19 protein-coding genes are annotated in these 17,005 nt (G+C 53.2%); 10 read left to right on the top strand and 9 right to left on the bottom strand.

The window, feature by feature from the left end:
- Positions 1–9: 9 nt before the first annotated feature.
- The 4 genes from trpB to yedF all read left to right on the top strand — a co-directional run bounded on the left by trpB (position 10) and on the right by yedF (position 3,628).
- Entirely contained in the window at positions 10–1,203 is a 1,194-nt protein-coding gene (gene trpB / locus AC4OVS_RS09980) for a tryptophan synthase subunit beta (protein WP_022648334.1), read from the top strand.
- Entirely contained in the window at positions 1,203–2,012 is an 810-nt protein-coding gene (trpA, locus tag AC4OVS_RS09975) for a tryptophan synthase subunit alpha (protein ID WP_063146359.1), read from the top strand. The genes trpB and trpA overlap by 1 nt, the downstream gene beginning before the upstream one ends.
- Positions 2,013–2,186: 174 nt before the next feature.
- Complete coding sequence (gene yedE / locus AC4OVS_RS09970; RefSeq protein WP_491922353.1) at positions 2,187–3,398, top strand: selenium metabolism membrane protein YedE/FdhT; 1,212 nt, start codon at positions 2,187–2,189, stop codon at positions 3,396–3,398.
- Positions 3,395–3,628 carry a sulfurtransferase-like selenium metabolism protein YedF gene (gene yedF, locus AC4OVS_RS09965; RefSeq protein WP_003856774.1) on the top strand — a complete coding sequence of 78 codons (234 nt, stop codon included), beginning with the start codon at positions 3,395–3,397 and terminating at the stop codon, positions 3,626–3,628. The genes yedE and yedF overlap by 4 nt, the downstream gene beginning before the upstream one ends.
- Before the next feature lie 35 nt (positions 3,629–3,663).
- On the opposite strand, the gene ymcF is transcribed toward yedF, so the two are convergent.
- Together ymcF and ompW are read right to left on the bottom strand one after the other, a co-directional pair.
- On the bottom strand, positions 3,664–3,951 hold the full coding sequence (gene ymcF / locus AC4OVS_RS09960; protein WP_465038526.1) for a cold shock small protein YmcF: 288 nt from the start codon (positions 3,949–3,951) through the stop codon (positions 3,664–3,666).
- Positions 3,915–4,547 (bottom strand): outer membrane protein OmpW, encoded by a 633-nt coding sequence (ompW, locus tag AC4OVS_RS09955; protein ID WP_003856769.1) that lies wholly within the window; start codon positions 4,545–4,547, stop codon positions 3,915–3,917. The genes ymcF and ompW overlap by 37 nt, the downstream gene beginning before the upstream one ends.
- A gap of 282 nt (positions 4,548–4,829) precedes the next feature.
- Between ompW and AC4OVS_RS09950 the strand changes: the two genes are divergently transcribed.
- From AC4OVS_RS09950 to yciA, 5 genes are all read left to right on the top strand, one after another.
- Positions 4,830–5,234, top strand: a complete 405-nt coding sequence (locus AC4OVS_RS09950; protein WP_017384228.1) for a YkgJ family cysteine cluster protein — start codon at positions 4,830–4,832, stop codon at positions 5,232–5,234.
- A 25-nt stretch (positions 5,235–5,259) separates the two neighbouring features.
- Positions 5,260–6,003: a YciC family protein gene (locus AC4OVS_RS09945; RefSeq protein ID WP_023300270.1), complete on the top strand. Its 744-nt coding sequence runs from the start codon at positions 5,260–5,262 to the stop codon at positions 6,001–6,003.
- A gap of 13 nt (positions 6,004–6,016) precedes the next feature.
- A complete protein-coding gene (locus AC4OVS_RS09940) occupies positions 6,017–6,556 on the top strand; it encodes a septation protein A (protein ID WP_003856762.1) in 540 nt (179 codons plus the stop codon).
- A gap of 180 nt (positions 6,557–6,736) precedes the next feature.
- Positions 6,737–8,923: a TonB-dependent siderophore receptor gene (locus AC4OVS_RS09935; RefSeq protein ID WP_045622002.1), complete on the top strand. Its 2,187-nt coding sequence runs from the start codon at positions 6,737–6,739 to the stop codon at positions 8,921–8,923.
- Positions 8,924–9,021: 98 nt separating this feature from the next.
- Complete coding sequence (gene yciA / locus AC4OVS_RS09930) at positions 9,022–9,417, top strand: acyl-CoA thioester hydrolase YciA (RefSeq protein WP_022648341.1); 396 nt, start codon at positions 9,022–9,024, stop codon at positions 9,415–9,417.
- A 38-nt stretch (positions 9,418–9,455) separates the two neighbouring features.
- Here the strand turns inward: yciA and tonB are convergent, their stop codons facing one another.
- Complete coding sequence (gene tonB, locus AC4OVS_RS09925; protein WP_032622462.1) at positions 9,456–10,178, bottom strand: TonB system transport protein TonB; 723 nt, start codon at positions 10,176–10,178, stop codon at positions 9,456–9,458.
- A 221-nt stretch (positions 10,179–10,399) separates the two neighbouring features.
- On the opposite strand from tonB, the gene AC4OVS_RS09920 reads away from it, so the two are divergent.
- Positions 10,400–10,696: a YciI family protein gene (locus AC4OVS_RS09920; protein ID WP_003856755.1), complete on the top strand. Its 297-nt coding sequence runs from the start codon at positions 10,400–10,402 to the stop codon at positions 10,694–10,696.
- 189 nt (positions 10,697–10,885) lie between these two features.
- Here AC4OVS_RS09920 and AC4OVS_RS09915 read toward each other — a convergent pair whose 3' ends face one another.
- The 6 genes from AC4OVS_RS09915 to AC4OVS_RS09890 form a co-directional block, all read right to left on the bottom strand.
- Complete coding sequence (locus AC4OVS_RS09915; protein ID WP_047352919.1) at positions 10,886–12,187, bottom strand: FRG domain-containing protein; 1,302 nt, start codon at positions 12,185–12,187, stop codon at positions 10,886–10,888.
- Between the two features lie 287 nt (positions 12,188–12,474).
- Positions 12,475–12,696 (bottom strand): DNA-binding transcriptional regulator, encoded by a 222-nt coding sequence (locus tag AC4OVS_RS09910; RefSeq protein ID WP_048338910.1) that lies wholly within the window; start codon positions 12,694–12,696, stop codon positions 12,475–12,477.
- A 76-nt stretch (positions 12,697–12,772) separates the two neighbouring features.
- A complete protein-coding gene (locus AC4OVS_RS09905) occupies positions 12,773–13,942 on the bottom strand; it encodes a phage late control D family protein (RefSeq protein WP_047352918.1) in 1,170 nt (389 codons plus the stop codon).
- Positions 13,939–14,403 carry a phage tail protein gene (locus AC4OVS_RS09900; RefSeq protein ID WP_047352917.1) on the bottom strand — a complete coding sequence of 155 codons (465 nt, stop codon included), beginning with the start codon at positions 14,401–14,403 and terminating at the stop codon, positions 13,939–13,941. The genes AC4OVS_RS09905 and AC4OVS_RS09900 overlap by 4 nt, the downstream gene beginning before the upstream one ends.
- A 10-nt stretch (positions 14,404–14,413) precedes the next feature.
- Positions 14,414–16,864, bottom strand: a complete 2,451-nt coding sequence (locus AC4OVS_RS09895) for a phage tail tape measure protein (RefSeq protein WP_047352916.1) — start codon at positions 16,862–16,864, stop codon at positions 14,414–14,416.
- Entirely contained in the window at positions 16,854–16,976 is a 123-nt protein-coding gene (locus AC4OVS_RS09890; RefSeq protein WP_017382998.1) for a GpE family phage tail protein, read from the bottom strand. The genes AC4OVS_RS09895 and AC4OVS_RS09890 overlap by 11 nt, the downstream gene beginning before the upstream one ends.
- Between the last annotated feature and the right edge of the window lie 29 nt (positions 16,977–17,005).

Genomic DNA, 17,005 nt, shown 5'->3' with positions numbered 1-17,005 from the left:
GAAGAGAAGATGACGACATTACTTAACCCGTATTTTGGTGAGTTTGGTGGGATGTACGTCCCACAAATCCTGATGCCCGCGCTGCGCCAGCTGGAAGAAGCGTTCGTGAGCGCGCAGAAAGATCCGGCGTTTCAGGCGGAGTTTACTGACCTGCTGAAAAACTACGCCGGTCGTCCGACGGCACTGACCAAATGCCGCAACCTGACCGAAGGCACCAGAACCACGCTCTACCTTAAACGTGAAGATCTGCTGCACGGCGGCGCGCATAAAACTAATCAGGTGCTTGGCCAGGCTCTGCTCGCCAAACGTATGGGTAAAACCGAAATTATCGCCGAAACCGGCGCAGGCCAGCACGGCGTGGCCTCTGCCCTCGCCAGCGCCCTGCTCGGCCTGAAGTGCCGCATCTATATGGGGGCGAAAGACGTTGAACGCCAGTCGCCTAACGTGTTCCGTATGCGTCTGATGGGGGCGGAAGTGATCCCTGTACACAGCGGTTCTGCCACGCTGAAAGATGCCTGTAATGAAGCGCTGCGCGACTGGTCTGGCAGCTACGAAACCGCCCACTACATGCTCGGTACCGCGGCAGGCCCGCACCCGTTCCCGACCATCGTGCGTGAATTCCAGCGCATGATCGGTGAAGAGACTAAAGCGCAGATCCTCGAAAAAGAGGGTCGCCTGCCGGATGCGGTAATCGCCTGCGTTGGCGGCGGATCTAACGCCATCGGCATGTTTGCCGATTTTATCGACGAAACCAGCGTTGGGCTGATTGGCGTTGAGCCTGCCGGCCACGGCATTGAAACGGGCGAGCACGGTGCGCCGCTGAAGCATGGTCGCGTGGGGATCTATTTCGGCATGAAGGCCCCGATGATGCAGACCGATGAAGGGCAGATTGAGGAGTCTTACTCAATTTCAGCCGGGCTGGATTTCCCGTCCGTAGGGCCGCAGCACGCGTTCCTCAACAGCACCGGCCGCGCGGATTATGTCTCCATCACTGATGACGAAGCGCTGGAGGCCTTCAAAACGCTGTGTCGCAATGAAGGGATCATCCCGGCGCTGGAGTCTTCCCACGCGCTGGCACACGCGCTGAAAATGATGAAGGAAAACCCGGAAAAAGAGCAACTGCTGGTGGTAAACCTTTCCGGTCGCGGTGACAAAGATATTTTCACCGTTCACGATATTCTGAAAGCACGAGGGGAAATCTGATGGAACGCTACGACAACGCATTTTCACAACTGAAAGCCCGCCAGGAAGGCGCTTTCGTTCCCTTCGTGACGCTGGGCGACCCCGGTCCGGAGCTGTCGCTGAAGATTATCGATACCCTGATTGACGCCGGTGCCGACGCGCTGGAATTGGGGATTCCGTTCTCCGATCCGCTGGCGGATGGCCCGACCATCCAGAACGCGACGCTTCGCGCGTTTGCTGCGGGCGTGACGCCGGGCCAGTGCTTCGAAATGCTGGCGGCGATCCGCCAGAAGCACCCGACCATTCCGATCGGCCTGCTGATGTACGCCAACCTGGTGTTCAGCCGCGGTATTGATGCGTTTTACGCAGAGTGCGCCCGCGTGGGCGTTGACTCCGTGCTGGTGGCTGACGTGCCCGTTGAAGAGTCTGCGCCGTTCCGTCAGGCGGCGATGCGCCACAACGTCGCGCCGATTTTCATCTGTCCACCGAATGCCGATGACGATCTGTTGCGCCAGATTGCCTCTTACGGACGGGGTTACACCTACCTGCTCTCCCGTGCGGGCGTCACCGGTGCGGAAAACAAAGCCGCGCTTCCGCTGCATCATCTGGTGGAGAAGCTGGCAGAATACCATGCTGCACCGCCGCTTCAGGGCTTTGGGATTTCCTCTCCGGATCAGGTTACTGCGGCGATTGACGCGAAAGCCGCCGGGGCCATTTCCGGTTCGGCTATCGTGAAAATCATCGAGAAGAATGTGGATAAGCCAGAGCAGATGCTGGCTGAGTTACACGCATTCGTCACATCCATGAAAGCGGCCACACACAAGGCGTAACCGTTAACACCGTCTGGCCCCGGCGTCAGGCGGTTTTCCCTTCTCTCTTCCTGAAAGAAGCAGGTCAAAATTGATCCTGTCGATATTTTCGGTGTGAATGACTTTTCAAACTTTCGCGTAAGCGTATGATCTGGGCTCTTTTTAGCGTTACCCTTCTGAGTTCAGAGGTTATTCATGTCCTGGCATTCCTTCAAACAGACTTACCTGGTTAAGTTCTGGTCACCTGTTCCGGCCGTTATCGCGGCAGGCATTCTCTCTACCTATTATTTCGGTATTACCGGCACCTTCTGGGCTGTTACGGGCGAGTTTACCCGCTGGGGTGGGCAGCTATTACAGCTGGCAGGCGTTCATGCCGAAGAGTGGGGTTACTTCAAACTGATCCATCTTGAGGGCACACCGCTGACCCGCATCGACGGGATGATGATCATTGGCATGTTTGGCGGATGTTTTGCGGCCGCGCTGTGGGCCAACAACGTTAAGTTGCGCATGCCGAAAAGCCGCATCCGCATTATGCAGGCCGTAGTCGGCGGTATCATTGCCGGGTTTGGCGCCCGCCTGGCGATGGGCTGTAATCTGGCCGCGTTCTTTACCGGTATTCCGCAGTTCTCGCTGCATGCCTGGTTCTTTGCCGTCGCCACCGCCATTGGCTCATATTTCGGTGCAAAGTTCACCCTGCTGCCACTGTTCCGCATTCCGGTGAAAATGACGAAAGTTAGCGCTGCATCTCCGTTAACGCAAAAACCCGATCAGGCGCGTCGTCGCTTCCGCCTCGGTATGCTGGTCTTTTTTGCTATGGTTGCCTGGGCGATTTGCACGGCGATGAATCAGCCCAAACTCGGTCTGGCCATGCTGTTCGGCGTCGGCTTTGGTCTGCTGATTGAACGCGCGCAGATCTGCTTTACCTCCGCGTTTCGCGATATGTGGATCACCGGACGAACCATGATGGCGAAGGCGATCATTGCCGGTATGGCCGTGAGCGCGATCGGCATCTTCAGCTACGTTCAGCTCGGCGTGGAACCGAAAATCATGTGGGCGGGCCCAAATGCCGTCATTGGCGGGCTGCTGTTTGGTTTTGGCATCGTGCTGGCGGGCGGGTGTGAAACTGGCTGGATGTATCGCGCCGTGGAAGGCCAGGTGCATTACTGGTGGGTTGGTCTGGGTAACGTGATTGGCTCAACCCTCCTGGCGTACTACTGGGATGACGTCTCTCCAGTACTGGCAACCAACTGGGACAAGGTCAATTTGCTGAATACCTTTGGTCCACTCGGGGGGCTCACGGTGACCTACGCCCTGCTGCTTATCGCCTTCTTACTGGTTATTGCGCAAGAAAAGCGCTTCTTCCGGCGTGCCACCGTCAAAACTGAAACTCAGGAGAATGCCGCATGAAAGAGATCGTGCCTGATTATCGTCTCGATATGGTGGGTGAACCCTGCCCTTACCCGGCCGTTGCCACGCTTGAGGCGTTACCGCAGCTTAAGAAAGGTGAAATTCTGGAAGTGGTGAGCGATTGCCCCCAGTCGATCAATAACATTCCGCTTGATGCCAAAAATCACGGCTATACCGTGCTAGATATCCAGCAGGACGGACCAACCATTCGTTATTTAATTCAGAAGTGATTTCACGATCGAAAAAGGCCTCTCAGAGGCCTTTTCTAGTTTACTGGCTTTGGCCACCGTCGTCGTCTGAGCTTCGGCAGGCATGAATGAATGGTGAGACGTGTTCCGCAAACGGAACAGATAGCACCGTGAGGTAGGCTATGTGCTGGGCTGAACGTCGTGAACTGAAACTGTTTACCTGCACAAACCGGACACTCAAATTTGATGTTGGGGATATCCCCTCCAGCCAGGTATGTGGAACAACCACCATACAGCAATCCCCGGCTGACAGGGGATATATCTTCTGTCAGAAACGATAGCCTGCTGAGAACATAAATACCCACGGATCCAGACGGGTATTGATACTTTGCTGCTGGCCGCCAGCTTTAAAGCGCACGTCTGTATCAATGTCCATATACCAGACCGAGGCGTTGATCAGCCAGTCACGGTTAATCAGATAATCCAGACCAACCTGCCCCGCCATGCCCCACGAGTCTTTCAGGCTGAGATCGGAGAGCCCGGCCTCTTTACCGGTATCGTTAAATTTCTCATCAAAGAAGGTGGTGTAGTTAACGCCTGCACCAATATAAGGGCGCACCTTGCTGCTGGAATCGCCGAAGTACCACTGCGCCATCAGGGTTGGTGGTAAATGGTGCACCGTAGCAATGTCCCCGGTCGGCCCTAAACCGACGCGGTGACGGAATGGCGTGGCGGCCAGAAGCTCAACGCCAATGTTATCCGTAGCCATATACGTGAATGTCAGGCCTAACTGGGTGTTATTGCTAACGTTAAACCCGCCCATACCCAGTACATTGTCGGAACCTTCCGTTGGACGCACCGTTGCCGAACCGGCACGAATAAAGAATTCACCTGCTTCATGCGCGTACGCGCCGCCAGAGAGACTGCTTAAGATAAGGGCTGCCACCGCTAATTTTTTCATATCCGCTCCATCGTTGTGGTTTTAATTGCGGAGGAGAATATACTCACAAATGAGTAATAAGTGATCTAACACAGATCACATTAAAACCAGTAAGTTAACATTCATTGATCTAGGTTAATTTTTGGTGACGCCTCATAAAGCAATAAGTTGTTACCGCGTCAATTTTTGGCATTTCATAGTTAAAAAATTTTCTTTTTTTCCTCTCTTGCGCTTCCTGTAGCGGCTGGATAATTTATCGCTCTCACAATCTGATTTGATGCGTTCTACTTTTGCAGGTGTGCCATGAGTGATCATAACCCGTGCATGACGTGCGGAGCCTGTTGTGCGTATTTTCGAGTCTCTTTCTACTGGGCTGAAGCCAGCGATGGCGGCGGCACCGTTCCGGTTGATCTCACTGAACCCTTGACCCCTTTCCTGCGTTGCATGCGCGGCACCAACCAAAAACAGAGCCGCTGTGTGGCACTGCAAGGTGAACCTGGGGTATCCACCCGCTGTTCCATTTACGCGGATCGCCCCAGCCCGTGCCGCACTTTCGCGATGTCGGGAGAGGATGGGCAGGTCAATGAGGCATGCAATCGCGCCCGCGCCCGCTATGGATTACCGCCGCTTTACAAAGATATGCTTTTCCATACAAGCCTTGATGCTGCCACCAGCGTGTTATCCGGTGTACAATTGCCGGCTAATTAACACCTGCAATACTCAAGGAGAGTGCATGTCTATCACGGCGAAGTCTGTCTACCGTGACACGGGAAATTTTTTCCGCAATCAGTTCGTTACTTTTTTACTGATCGCGTTGTTGTGCGCCTTCATTACGGTGGTGCTGGGTCATGCGTTCTCACCCAGTGATGAACAGATTGCCTCGCTGAGCCAGGGGGATCATCTTGCAGGCAGCGCAGGGTTATTTGACCTTGTGCAGAATATGACGCCAGAGCAACAGCAAATCTTGCTGCGTGCATCTGCGGCATCTACCTTCTCGGGGCTAATCGGCAACGCCATTCTGGCAGGTGGCGTGTTGCTGATGATCCAGCTGGTGTCTGCCGGCCAACGCGTCAGCGCGTTACGTGCCATCGGGGCCAGTGCTCCGGTGCTGCCGAAACTGTTTATCCTCATCTTCCTGACTACGCTGCTGGTCCAGATGGGGATAATGTTGGTTGTCGTTCCGGGCGTGCTGCTGGCTATCGTGCTTTCATTTGCGCCAGTAATGGTTGTGCAGGACAAAATGGGTATTTTCACCGCCATGCGCAGCAGTATAAGGCTCGCGTGGGCGAATATGCGTCTGGTCGCCCCGGCCGTTATCAGCTGGTTGCTGGCCAAGACTCTACTGTTGCTGTTTGCGCCGAATTTTGCGGTATTAACGCCAAACGTCGGCGCGGTTGTCGCCAATACGCTGAGCAATCTGATTTCAGCTGTACTGCTGGTCTATTTGTTCCGCCTGTACATGTTAATTCGTCAGTAACCGGGATCGCAGAATGAAGCAGTTTCTTGATTTTTTACCGCTGATCGTATTTTTCGCTTTTTATAAGTTGTACGACATCTATGCCGGCACGCTGGCGTTGATTGTGGCAACGGCTGTGGTGCTGATTTACAGCTGGGTTCGCTATCGCAAAGTTGAAAAGATGGCGCTCATCACTTTCCTGATGGTGGCGGTGTTTGGTGGTCTGACGTTGTTCTTCCACAATGATGAATTTATCAAATGGAAGGTCACAGTGATTTACGGCCTGTTTGCGGGCGCGCTGCTCATCAGCCAGTGGGTGATGAAGAAGCCGCTGATCCAGCGCATGCTGGGGAAAGAACTGACGCTGCCGCAGGCTGTGTGGGGGCGTCTGAATATCGCCTGGGCGCTATTTTTTATTCTGTGTGGTCTGGCGAATATCTATATCGCATTCTGGCTGCCGCAGAATATCTGGGTCAACTTCAAGGTGTTTGGCCTGACGGCGCTGACCCTTATCTTCACCCTGCTCAGCGGCGTTTATATTTATCGCCACATGCCGCAGGATGACAAGCACTGATCCTTCTGGCCAGATCGTCACGCGGTCTGGCCTCTTTTCCCGCCTTCCCTTTTCTCCACAACCTTCCTGCGAAAATGTCTGAATCATGAAGATTTTATGGAGATTGCTGTCGCTTTATTGTAATGAGAATCACTATCATTAATATTCTTCATCGCATTTTTAACAAATGGAAATGAGTTGATGAATAACATAATAAGATTTGCCCCGGCTACACTTACACTCGCCATTCTTTCAACGCTATACCAGAGCGCGCACGCAGCGGAAGATCCTCTCGCCGATGGTGAAACAATGGTCGTTCAGGCAACCGCTGAAGAGGCCCTAAAGCAACAGCCGGGGGTTTCCATCATCACGGCAAAGGACATAGAAAAGGATCCACCGGTTAACGATCTTTCGGAAATTATTCGCAAAATGCCCGGGGTTAACCTCACCGGAAACAGCGCGACAGGCAGTCGTGGTAACAACCGCCAGATCGACATCCGCGGTATGGGGCCAGAGAACACGCTGATTCTGATTGACGGTGTGCCGGTGACGTCACGTAACTCGGTGCGCTACAGCTGGCGCGGGGAGCGCGACACCCGCGGGGACACCAACTGGGTTCCGCCAGAGATGGTTGAGCGCATTGAAGTACTCCGGGGACCAGCTGCCGCCCGCTATGGTTCGGGGGCTGCCGGCGGCGTCGTCAACATCATTACCAAACGCCCGTCCAACGACTGGCACGGCTCCCTCTCCCTGTACACTAACCAGCCTGAAAATGATAAAGAGGGGGCGACGAAACGCGCTAATTTTGATCTGAGCGGCCCCCTCGCGGGCGATGCGTTAACGATGCGCCTGTACGGGAACATCAACAAAACCGACGCAGATGCTCAGGACATCAACACCGCGCAAAACGGCTCTTACGCCGCCGGGCGAGAGGGCGTACGTAACAAGGACATTAATGCCCTGCTCTCCTGGAAACTCACACCACAGCAGATTATCGATTTCGACTACAGCTACAGCCGCCAGGGCAATATCTACGCGGGTGATACTCAATACAGCAACAGCAACGTCAGCCCTGACGGTCTGGTGTCGTCCCTGTATGGACACGAAACCAACCGAATGTACCGCCAGTCTTATGGCATTACGCACAACGGCATCTGGGACTGGGGTCAGTCAAAGTTCGGGGTTTATTATGAAAAGACCAACAACACCCGACTGGAAGAAGGCTCTACGGGCAAAGTTGAAGGGATGATCAATAGCGATAAATACGATACCAGCCGGCTGGAGTCATACCGTTCAACGGGTGAACTGAACATTCCTTTCTTCTGGCTGGTCGAACAGACGCTAACCGTGGGTGCAGAATGGAACCGTGATGAACTGAACGATCCGGCCTCAATGCAGTCGACAAATGTGTCGGGAGAAGTGATTAACGGCGTTCCCGGCACGGCTTCTGAGCGCAACAGCAAAAACAGCGCTGACCTCACCGGCATCTATCTTGAGGACAATATTGAAGCGCGTCAGGGCACCAACCTGATCCCAGGGCTCCGCTTTGATTATCACAATCAATTTGGCAGCAACTGGAGTCCGAGCCTGAACCTCTCTCAGGATTTGGGTGATATGTTCAAGGTTAAAGCGGGTATCGCTCGGGTATTTAAAGCGCCGAACTTGTATCAATCCAGCGAAGGCTATCTGCTTTCCACCCGCGGTAATGGCTGCCCGAATAACGTTTCCGAAGGAAGCTGTTATCTGTTAGGTAACCCGGATCTGGATCCGGAAATCAGCGTGAACAAAGAGATCGGCCTGGCCTTTGCCCTGGAAGGCTACGAGGCTGGAATTACCTGGTTCCGCAATGATTACAAAAACAAGATCGTTTCAGGAACGGACGTGCTGGGGCAGACAAGCAGCGGCGCAAATATCCTGCAATGGGAGAACGGCGGTAAGGCCGTTGTTGAAGGTCTGGAAGGCAACCTCACCGTCCCTGTTATTCGCGACACGCTAACCTGGCGTACTAATGCGACGTATATGATTCAGTCTGAAAGTAAAGACACCGGTAATCCGTTGTCGATTATCCCCAAATATACCGTCAACACCATGCTGGACTGGGAGGTTAACAGCAAGCTTTCAGCCAACGTAAGCTGGACGATGTACGGCCGCCAGAAGCCCAGAGAAAACGCTGAAATCCGCAAAGAGGAAAATGCGATGTCCAACAGAGAGATCGGCGCGTATTCCATCGTGGGTATCGGCAGTAACTATCAGCTGACCAAAAACCTGCGCCTGAATGCCGGCATCAGCAACCTCTTTGACAAGCAGATTTACCGTGAAAATGACGGTGCATCTACCTATAACGAACCGGGCCGCGCCTATTACGCTGGCGTAACCATGTCCTTCTGACCTTCAGGCGCCCGCGCTGCGGGCGCTAACCCTATTCTCTCCAGCCAGAAATCATAGTAGCATCCCGCCTGAAGTCTTCAGTTACGAGTTTAAAAACAATGACAACAAATGACGCCCCACAGGGCGAACTGGTTTTACGCACACTGGCAATGCCTGCGGATACGAATGCCAATGGCGATATTTTTGGCGGCTGGTTAATGTCGCAGATGGATATGGGCGGTGCAATCCTGGCAAAAGAGATTGCACACGGGCGCGTGGTAACCGTCCGGGTCGATGGCATGACCTTCCTGCGCCCTGTCGCGGTGGGGGACGTGGTGTGCTGTTACGCACGCTGCGTAAAACGCGGCAATACGTCTATCTCCATTAACATTGAAGTATGGGTGAAAAAAGTCTCTTCTGAACCGATTGGTCAGCGCTATAAGGCGACGGAGGCCCTGTTCATCTACGTGGCAGTGGATAGCGACGGTAAGCCCCGCCAGCTCCCACGGAGCTGATCCTCAGGTAAAAAAAAGCCTCCTTGCGGAGGCTTCTTTTATTCCATCTGTGCCCCGCCGTTCAGGCGGAAGACAATATTTACAATCAACCCATTGCCGGGTTTACCGGCTTCATAACGCCACCTGCGCATGGCCGATTTAACTTCGCGTTCAAACATATTCGCCGGCTGTGCGGACAGGATTTCCACGTTATCCACACGTCCATCAGCCGTAACGTCGAATTTCACCCGTACACGCCCTTCAATACGTAACGCCTGAGCACGTGCCGGATACTGCGGCTGGTTACGGCTCAGCGCGCGCGGGCCCGCTGGCGCCGTTACCGTCGGTTTTGTCGCGGTCGTGGTGTTACTCATCAGCGGACGTGACGGGGCGGCATTTTCAACCGGCTGCGTGGTGCGTGGCTCAACCGGACGCACTTCGCGTTTCGGACGCTCTTCCACCTTTTTGACCGGCTTGGGTTTTGGCTTCGGCTTAGGTTTCGGCTCTGGCTTATGGATCACCACCGGCGCTTCTTTTGGCGGTTCAGGAATCGGCTCGGGTTCCGGCTCGGGTTCAACAACGGGCTGTGGCGGCGGCGGCGCAACCTGCGGCGGTTCAAGATCCGCGGGCGATACCATGGTCACAGAAATTGGCTGCGCTGGCGCTGGCATTTCAATAACCTGATGAACCGAGGTATAGAGCAGACCCGCCACGACAGCACCGTGAATAACGACGGAAAGCAGCGTCGGCCATGGAAAGCGGCGAGGTAAATCAAGGGTCATCGAAGTCATAATCATCAACGTTAAAAAACCGAACCTCGATTTTAAATGCAAATAGCAATCATATTCAATAAGACACTTTGTCCTGGCGCAATTTAAGCGTATAAGAGGGCAAAAAAGGGGCATCCAGATCAGGGTTTTAACATTGTTATTATCTTTACATTGCAGTCATTTGTGCTTTCACATAACGTAAATGTCACTTTTACCGGTTAAGGAGCTTTGCCGTGCTTTATGTGATTTACGCTGAAGATGTACCTGATTCTCTGGAAAAACGTCTTTCCGTTCGCCCTGCCCATCTGGCGCGTTTACAGCTGCTACAGGATGAAGGTCGGTTGCTGACCGCAGGCCCGATGCCTGCCGTTGACAGCAACGATCCGGGAGCAGCGGGTTTTACCGGCTCCACGGTGATTGCCGAGTTTGAATCTCTGGAAGCCGCGCAGGCCTGGGCAGAAGCAGACCCGTACGTCGCAGCCGGCGTGTACGAGAAAGTCACGGTTCGCCCGTATAAAAAAGTGTTCTGAAATGAAAGGCTCCCTCGGGAGCCATTTTAAATGCTTCAACCAAATGAAATAAAAGGATTTATTTCAGGTCACGTCCACATATTGACCTCATCGATACTTGAAGCCCTGCTGATGCGGGGCCTACTCTTAATGATATGATATCGAACCTTTCCGCTCAAAAATCCAGAGATTAAACCGCTTTCGCTCTAGTTAACGAAGTTCATGCTCAGCTATAAGAAGAGCTGAAAGATGTCTTTTATGGATGCTATCGTTTTTGCAGCCACATTCATTATCGTTATGTTCACGCTCCCATAAGCCGGATGGTTTTCTGCGATAGTACCACCCAGGGCATAAACCAGCCTTCGTCATCTTTAAACCAGGATGCATGACCACTAACTCGCAAATCTCAAAAAGATCTGTTCCGTGATTGATTATACCAATTCCTTTTTGGTACACAGTGTCATACCCCATGCCGGGATGCTTAATAATTTCATCGATTTCAAAAGCAAGGTAAGGTTTACCTTCAAGCATTTTTTCGATTTTAGGGAAGCTTAATGGGAATCCGACTGGAGCAGTACCAAAAATCATTACCCCAGGGGCTGAAACAACTTTACCCCCAGTAAGTTCTCCCTTAATCGTATCAAGCGAATTGAAAATTTCGCTAATTTTACCACCTTGATAAAATGCTGTGGATGGCGAAGCGATTTTTTTAAAACTATCCTGATACTCAGGCAATTCAAGCGCGCGTTTGAAAACTGGCACAGGGAAATTAGGATCACGTAATGACTCTATTTCTCTCCATGGCAAATCTAAAAGTGCCTTGAGTATGGGATCTTTTGACACTGGTGGGAAAATAGAATCTGTATTGGTTAAACCATGTAAGGCTGCATAATCACGAAAAATAGCTCGGTTTGCAGTAATTTGAGCAATAAAGCAATCTTTAGGAACTTCATTACCCATCATAGGTCCTAAGAGCCAGGCCTTTTGCGCTTCAGTTCGGGGATAAAATGGTTCAATTGTTAACGTGGCAAGGTCGATTAGACCAATGCCATTTGCGAACGTTTTATCAATCACATAAAGGTGACCTATTCCCTCCTCATAATCATAGCCAGCGTATTTTTTTCTCTCCCATAGAAAGTTTTCATCACAGTCTTCGCACATGTCGATACGGTATGATTCGGTGGATTTATGACTAGCAAACCATGCACTAACCGCGGGACTTGAAGAACAATCAACATAAAATGATCTCCATCCGTAATGTTGTAACAGTGCTTGAACATAGCCTAAGTCATTAACATGCTCACCAATTAGTGCCTCAAGGACCTTGCTCGCATAGCGAGACCACTTGATGGTTTCCGATGGAATACAATCTTGGCGATCAAATGAAGCAATAACAGATGGTTCACCGGGCGAGCCATAATGAGTATGCTGCCCTCTAAATAATACGTCTTGACCAAATTCATCTATCAAGACCTCCAACTCATGGATCGTATTTATTTTAATCTGTTTCATGTTTCTCCATTGCCAAAAGTTATAAGTTAAAATTAAAAGGTCAAAAAATTAGTAACAATGATATCTAATCGAAACTGTGTAAAATTTATCTATGGCGACTTAGCTGATAAGCTTATCAGCAATAATGAATACATATTTGCATACAAATATCCATAGCTTCAACAACAACCCTAAAAAACAATAAAAATCAATGAGTTTATACCCTCACGCTACAGTCGAAATCTATCGATTTTTTTATTTATTAACCAAAAGAAAGCCCCGCATTTGTTTGCGGGGCTTTCTTTTGGTTACATCCAAGTGATTTGTTGCTGGCCTGAGGGCGCAGGGTGCGGCGGTGCCAGAACTACTTCACCCGGCGAAACAATAAAACGCTCAACCGTCTCAGTTGTCACAAACGTAGCACTGCAGTTGATGTTTGTGCACTGGTGATAGCGCTCTTTTGTGGTGTCAGAAAAATAGCGGCTTGTGCGAGCGTGAGCGGCAAAATGGCATTTAGGACAGTGAAACATGGCGAGCACCTCTTTTAATTTCCGATGAGCTAATTTTAACCATTAAAACCTTATTTAACAAATACTTAAATCATAATTATTGATTTAACTCCTCGCTTTCATACTCCACATCCGAAACCTTAACCTCAAGCTCTAAGCCCGTCGTGTAGCCGTTCCCGTTAAGGTTATGCACCACCCGGCTGATTATCCAAGCCTGCTCGTCTATAACGCGCTTAAAGCCTTTCACCGCAACCGGCGTTTCAGGAAATAAATCAGCCCTGCCAATAGCCAGCGAGATTGAAAACTCCGCGACGCCGCGCTGCAGCTTGTCCCACTTTGCCTGAGCGGCGCGCATGGCCTGCGCCTTTGTCGCGTAAATGGTCGTCAGCTCCAGCACATTGTCAGATTCACCGGCCATATACTCACCCTCGCGCGCTTCCTGCTCTTTTTTGGCTTTTGCCTTTGCCGTGGTTTTGGTCGCTTTCGGATGCTGCAGCGCGCGCAGGTGCTGTACCTTTGGTTTGCGTTTGAGCTTCACCTTTTGCTTTTGCGGCTTCGGGTCTTTGGTGTGCAGCCATTTTGCCGTTACGCCGGTGTAGGCTTCCCGGTCAGCGATGGCGAACTGATGCCGGTCGCCGTCGCCACGCTCTACGGTCATTTGCGGGATAGGCTTGCCACTGGCCGTCACCGCGCTACCGGCTTTCAGGAATAACAGTTTCCCAAACTTCACCGCGACAGATGCGCCGTTGCGCTCCGCCAGCCTCGCCAGAAATACCGCGTCAGATTCCTGCGTCTGGTCAATGTGAGGCACGGGGATCGTTTTCAGCGTATCCGCCACGCTGGCCGTCAGCTTGTTGCGCGCAGCGATGGTCTCCACAATGACCCCGAGCGTGGTGTCATGCCATGACTGTTCCCGGCGTGAATTAAGCGACCCGCGAAAATCAGCGCTGCGCCCCCGGATAGTGAGCGTATCTGGCGCGCCCCGGTGCTCGATTTCATCGACCGTGAAACTCCCTTTATTCAGCAAGGCGGATCCCTGCCAGCCTAACCACAGCGTCAGCTTTGCACCGCGCGGCGGCAACTCGACAAGCCCGTCGCTGTCATCGAGCTCGATGTCGAGCTGGTCGGCTTCGAATCCGCGGTTGTCCGTCATGGTCAGGCTGATTAGCCGGTCGCTGAAATTCTGCGTGATATCATCGCCATCGAGCGTGAGCATAAACGCCGGGGCAATCTGCGCCCCGGCCTGAATATTCAGACCCGTAATCATCCCGCCAGCCCTCCCAGCCAGTTACCGGCAGACGTCACCAGATTGTCAGCCTGCGTTTTCAGGTCGCCGTAAATCGCCGCGAGCGAGTCATCGACACGTTTCAGCGAGAGGCTAAACTCAATTTTTCTGGCTGCGCCGTCGCTGAATAATTCGGTGTGCGTGTGGGTCACTTTATCGATGACATACATACCGTGGATCATGCCCGTTCCGTCAATTAGCGGCCATGCCCTCCCTTCGTCGGCCATCAGTTCGACAGTCGTCAGCGACAGGCGGCCGCCGGTGATTTCGGGGTACAGCACGCCCGAGAGCGTGCGCGAGGTTTCCCCCTCGCCGAGATACTGATAAGCCGGTGGTTTACCGATGCGGTCGTTTGACGCCCAGCGGTAGTCCTTTGAGTACTGCATCGACTGATAAGGCAGCGTGCAGCGCTCAAACACAAATAAACCCAGTACCATTAACATGTTTTAGCCCTCATCCGTCATGGCGCATACTTGAGCGCTGGCGTGCTCTTTCTTCCCGGTCGAGTTTTTCGACTGCTTCCCGGAGCTGCCGGTCGAGGTCAGTTCCCGGCGCAACGCCACCCGACAGATTAATGTTGTATTCACGCTTGCTCTGGTCGACATAGGACCGGCCAGCAGGCGCCGTCACTGGCTGGTACATCTGATAACCGCCATAAACGGACGTCTGCGGAATATAAGACCCGCTTTGCGCACCGGCTGCGGCACTGGCTTTAGCGGCAGTCTGGTCGAGGCCGTCCGACTCTTTTTTGATGACCCCGAGCTTTTCCAGCAGCCAGTCGACGCCACTGCGTAACTTATTGAATGAACGGAGCGGCAGCATCAGCGCATCAGCCAGTGTTTTGCCGACCACCACACCGACAGTTTTGAAACGTTCTAGCGTTTCCTGTGTCGCCTTAACCGGTGCTATCAGGTCAGTAAACCACTGCCAGACCCCGCGCAATTTCTCGATGATGGAATCAAACACCGGCGTCAGCGGCGAGAAGATTTCCGCCACCGGCGCAAATGCCGCTTTAAGCCCCTCCACCACGCCCGAAAAGAATGCGCTTATGGGCTCCCAGTATTTACGAATCAGGAGCGCCCCGGCCACCACCGCACCGGCGACCGCGACCACCGGCAGACTGATGGCACCGACAGCAGTCACTATTGCGCCACCGGCAACGGTAAAGACCGTTCCCAGCAGACCTGCGGCGGCGATAATGGCGTTAATCCCCATCACCACCGGCCACGCAATCAGGCCAATCCCGCCAATCACACCAATCAGCGCCAGTGCGCCACCGGCTACAACACCGATAGTGGTCGCCAGTGATTTATTGCGGGTGATCCAGCCATCGAGTTTCAAAACATATCGCGTGGCCGTCTGCGTCAGTTTGCGCAGAGCGTCGTTTTGCTGGTCAAACAGGTCAGTTCCCACGGCCTCATAAGCAGACTGAAACTCTTTAAAGTCGCCGCCGAGATTATCCTGCATGATTTTGACCAGCTCCTCGGTTTTACCGTCCGAGGCTTTAAACGCTGCGGTGAGTTTGTCGAGCTTGCCGGTTGACGCTGCGGTCATCAGCACCGCTGCCGCCGAGCTGGCCTCTTCACCGAAGATGGTTTTCATGTACTCGCCGCGCTGGCTGGTACCGAGATTGTTTTTCTCAAAACTGCGCTGCATTTCCTTCAGGATGGAAAATATCGGGCGCGTGTTTCCTCTGGCATCAGAAGTCTTAACGCCGAGCTCTTTGATAGCCTCAAAGGCTTTACCGGTCGGCGCCTGTAGGCGGCTCAGGATTGCACGGCTACCCGTTCCCGCCATCGAGCCGGTAATTTTCGCATCGTGCAACGCACCGACCATCGCGGCGGTTTGCTCGATACTGACCCCGGCATTTTTCGCCACCGGCGCGGCATAGGTCAGCGCATCACTCAGCCCGTCAAAGTCGGCGGCGGTTTTGTTCATCGTCATCGACAGCACGTCGCCAATGTGCGCGATCTGGTCGTTGGAAAGCTGAAACGCAGATTTCATCCCTGTCAGCAGGGCGGCGTTTTCCTCCATTGAGCGCTGATTCGACAGCGCCATATTCAGCGTAACCGGCGTTGCCGCCTGAATGGCATCAGCATCCCCGCCACTTTTGGCGATGATGATTTGTGCACTCGCTGCGTCGTCAGCAGATGCGGCGGTATTGTCACCGAGCTGTCTGGCCTGTTTGCGTAACGCCTCCATTTCGGGCGACTGTTTGTCGACCCCGAGCACGGCTTGCAGCTCAGAGTTTTTCTGTGCAAACGAATAGCCAGGCATCAGCAGTTTTACCCCGGCCATAGTCCCTGCCGTGGCAATTCCGACACCGGCAGCGCCAGCCGCCGCCGCACTACCCGCAAGGGATTTACCGGTCTGATAGCGCTCTTTAACCCGGCTCAGCTTTGCCTGTTGCTGACTGACCCGCGCCAGCGCCTCACGCTGTCGGTTAAGCTGCGCAGTTGTCTCACTGATGCTGGTTTTAAGGCGACGCTCGTCAGCCGACAGCGTGCGGGTGTTTATCCCGGCCTGTGCAAGCTCGGTGCGCTGGCGCTGTACCGATTGCCTGAGCCCGTTATATTTGAGTTGCAGGTCAGCGGCGGATTTTTTTGCTGCCTCCATCGCGCGCGCCTGCGCTTTGGTGGGGTTTTCCGTGTTTTTAAACTGGACGGCCAGCGCTGCGGCCTCCTGTTTCGCTTTGTTAAGCGACTGACCGGTCACGGCAAGCTGTGCGCTCGCTTTCCTGAATCCGTCGATTCGGGACGCCTGCGCGTTAAGGTCGCGCAGGGTCGTCTGTGAGTTGCGGATATCGCCAGCGAGGGATTTGCTGGCGTTCTGGATAGCTTTTAGCGGTCGGCTTGCCCGGTCTACTGCGTTAAGCAGCACCTCGATCCTGACGTTATTGCTCATAGTGGTTTCCGCTTCGCTGTAGCGCCTTGTCGCGCCATGTGAGGAGCTCGGTCACGCTCAGGGAATACAGCTCTGATGGCGGCCAGTGAAAAATCACCGCGATATCCGCCATCAGGTCATCGACCGAAAGTTTTGCGGGGA

The organism is Enterobacter sp. 4974935, assembly GCF_058661735.1.
Note: the sequence above shows the minus strand (reverse complement) of the source record. Positions and strands in the feature narration are given on the sequence as shown.

Bases quoted from the DNA above. Each gene is read 5' to 3' on its own strand.
- trpB (WP_022648334.1), top strand. From the start codon at position 10: ATGACGACATTACTTAACCCGTATTTTGGTGAGTTTGGTGGGATGTAC.
- trpA (WP_063146359.1), top strand. From the start codon at position 1,203: ATGGAACGCTACGACAACGCATTTTCACAACTGAAAGCCCGCCAGGAA.
- yedE (WP_491922353.1), top strand. From the start codon at position 2,187: ATGTCCTGGCATTCCTTCAAACAGACTTACCTGGTTAAGTTCTGGTCA.
- yedF (WP_003856774.1), top strand. From the start codon at position 3,395: ATGAAAGAGATCGTGCCTGATTATCGTCTCGATATGGTGGGTGAACCC.
- ompW (WP_003856769.1), bottom strand. From the start codon at position 4,547: ATGAAAAAATTAGCGGTGGCAGCCCTTATCTTAAGCAGTCTCTCTGGC.
- AC4OVS_RS09950 (WP_017384228.1), top strand. From the start codon at position 4,830: ATGAGTGATCATAACCCGTGCATGACGTGCGGAGCCTGTTGTGCGTAT.
- AC4OVS_RS09945 (WP_023300270.1), top strand. From the start codon at position 5,260: ATGTCTATCACGGCGAAGTCTGTCTACCGTGACACGGGAAATTTTTTC.
- AC4OVS_RS09940 (WP_003856762.1), top strand. From the start codon at position 6,017: ATGAAGCAGTTTCTTGATTTTTTACCGCTGATCGTATTTTTCGCTTTT.
- AC4OVS_RS09935 (WP_045622002.1), top strand. From the start codon at position 6,737: ATGAATAACATAATAAGATTTGCCCCGGCTACACTTACACTCGCCATT.
- yciA (WP_022648341.1), top strand. From the start codon at position 9,022: ATGACAACAAATGACGCCCCACAGGGCGAACTGGTTTTACGCACACTG.
- tonB (WP_032622462.1), bottom strand. From the start codon at position 10,178: ATGACCCTTGATTTACCTCGCCGCTTTCCATGGCCGACGCTGCTTTCC.
- AC4OVS_RS09915 (WP_047352919.1), bottom strand. From the start codon at position 12,187: ATGAAACAGATTAAAATAAATACGATCCATGAGTTGGAGGTCTTGATA.
- AC4OVS_RS09910 (WP_048338910.1), bottom strand. From the start codon at position 12,696: ATGTTTCACTGTCCTAAATGCCATTTTGCCGCTCACGCTCGCACAAGC.
- AC4OVS_RS09905 (WP_047352918.1), bottom strand. From the start codon at position 13,942: ATGATTACGGGTCTGAATATTCAGGCCGGGGCGCAGATTGCCCCGGCG.
- AC4OVS_RS09900 (WP_047352917.1), bottom strand. From the start codon at position 14,403: ATGTTAATGGTACTGGGTTTATTTGTGTTTGAGCGCTGCACGCTGCCT.
- AC4OVS_RS09895 (WP_047352916.1), bottom strand. From the start codon at position 16,864: ATGAGCAATAACGTCAGGATCGAGGTGCTGCTTAACGCAGTAGACCGG.
- AC4OVS_RS09890 (WP_017382998.1), bottom strand. From the start codon at position 16,976: ATGGCGGATATCGCGGTGATTTTTCACTGGCCGCCATCAGAGCTGTAT.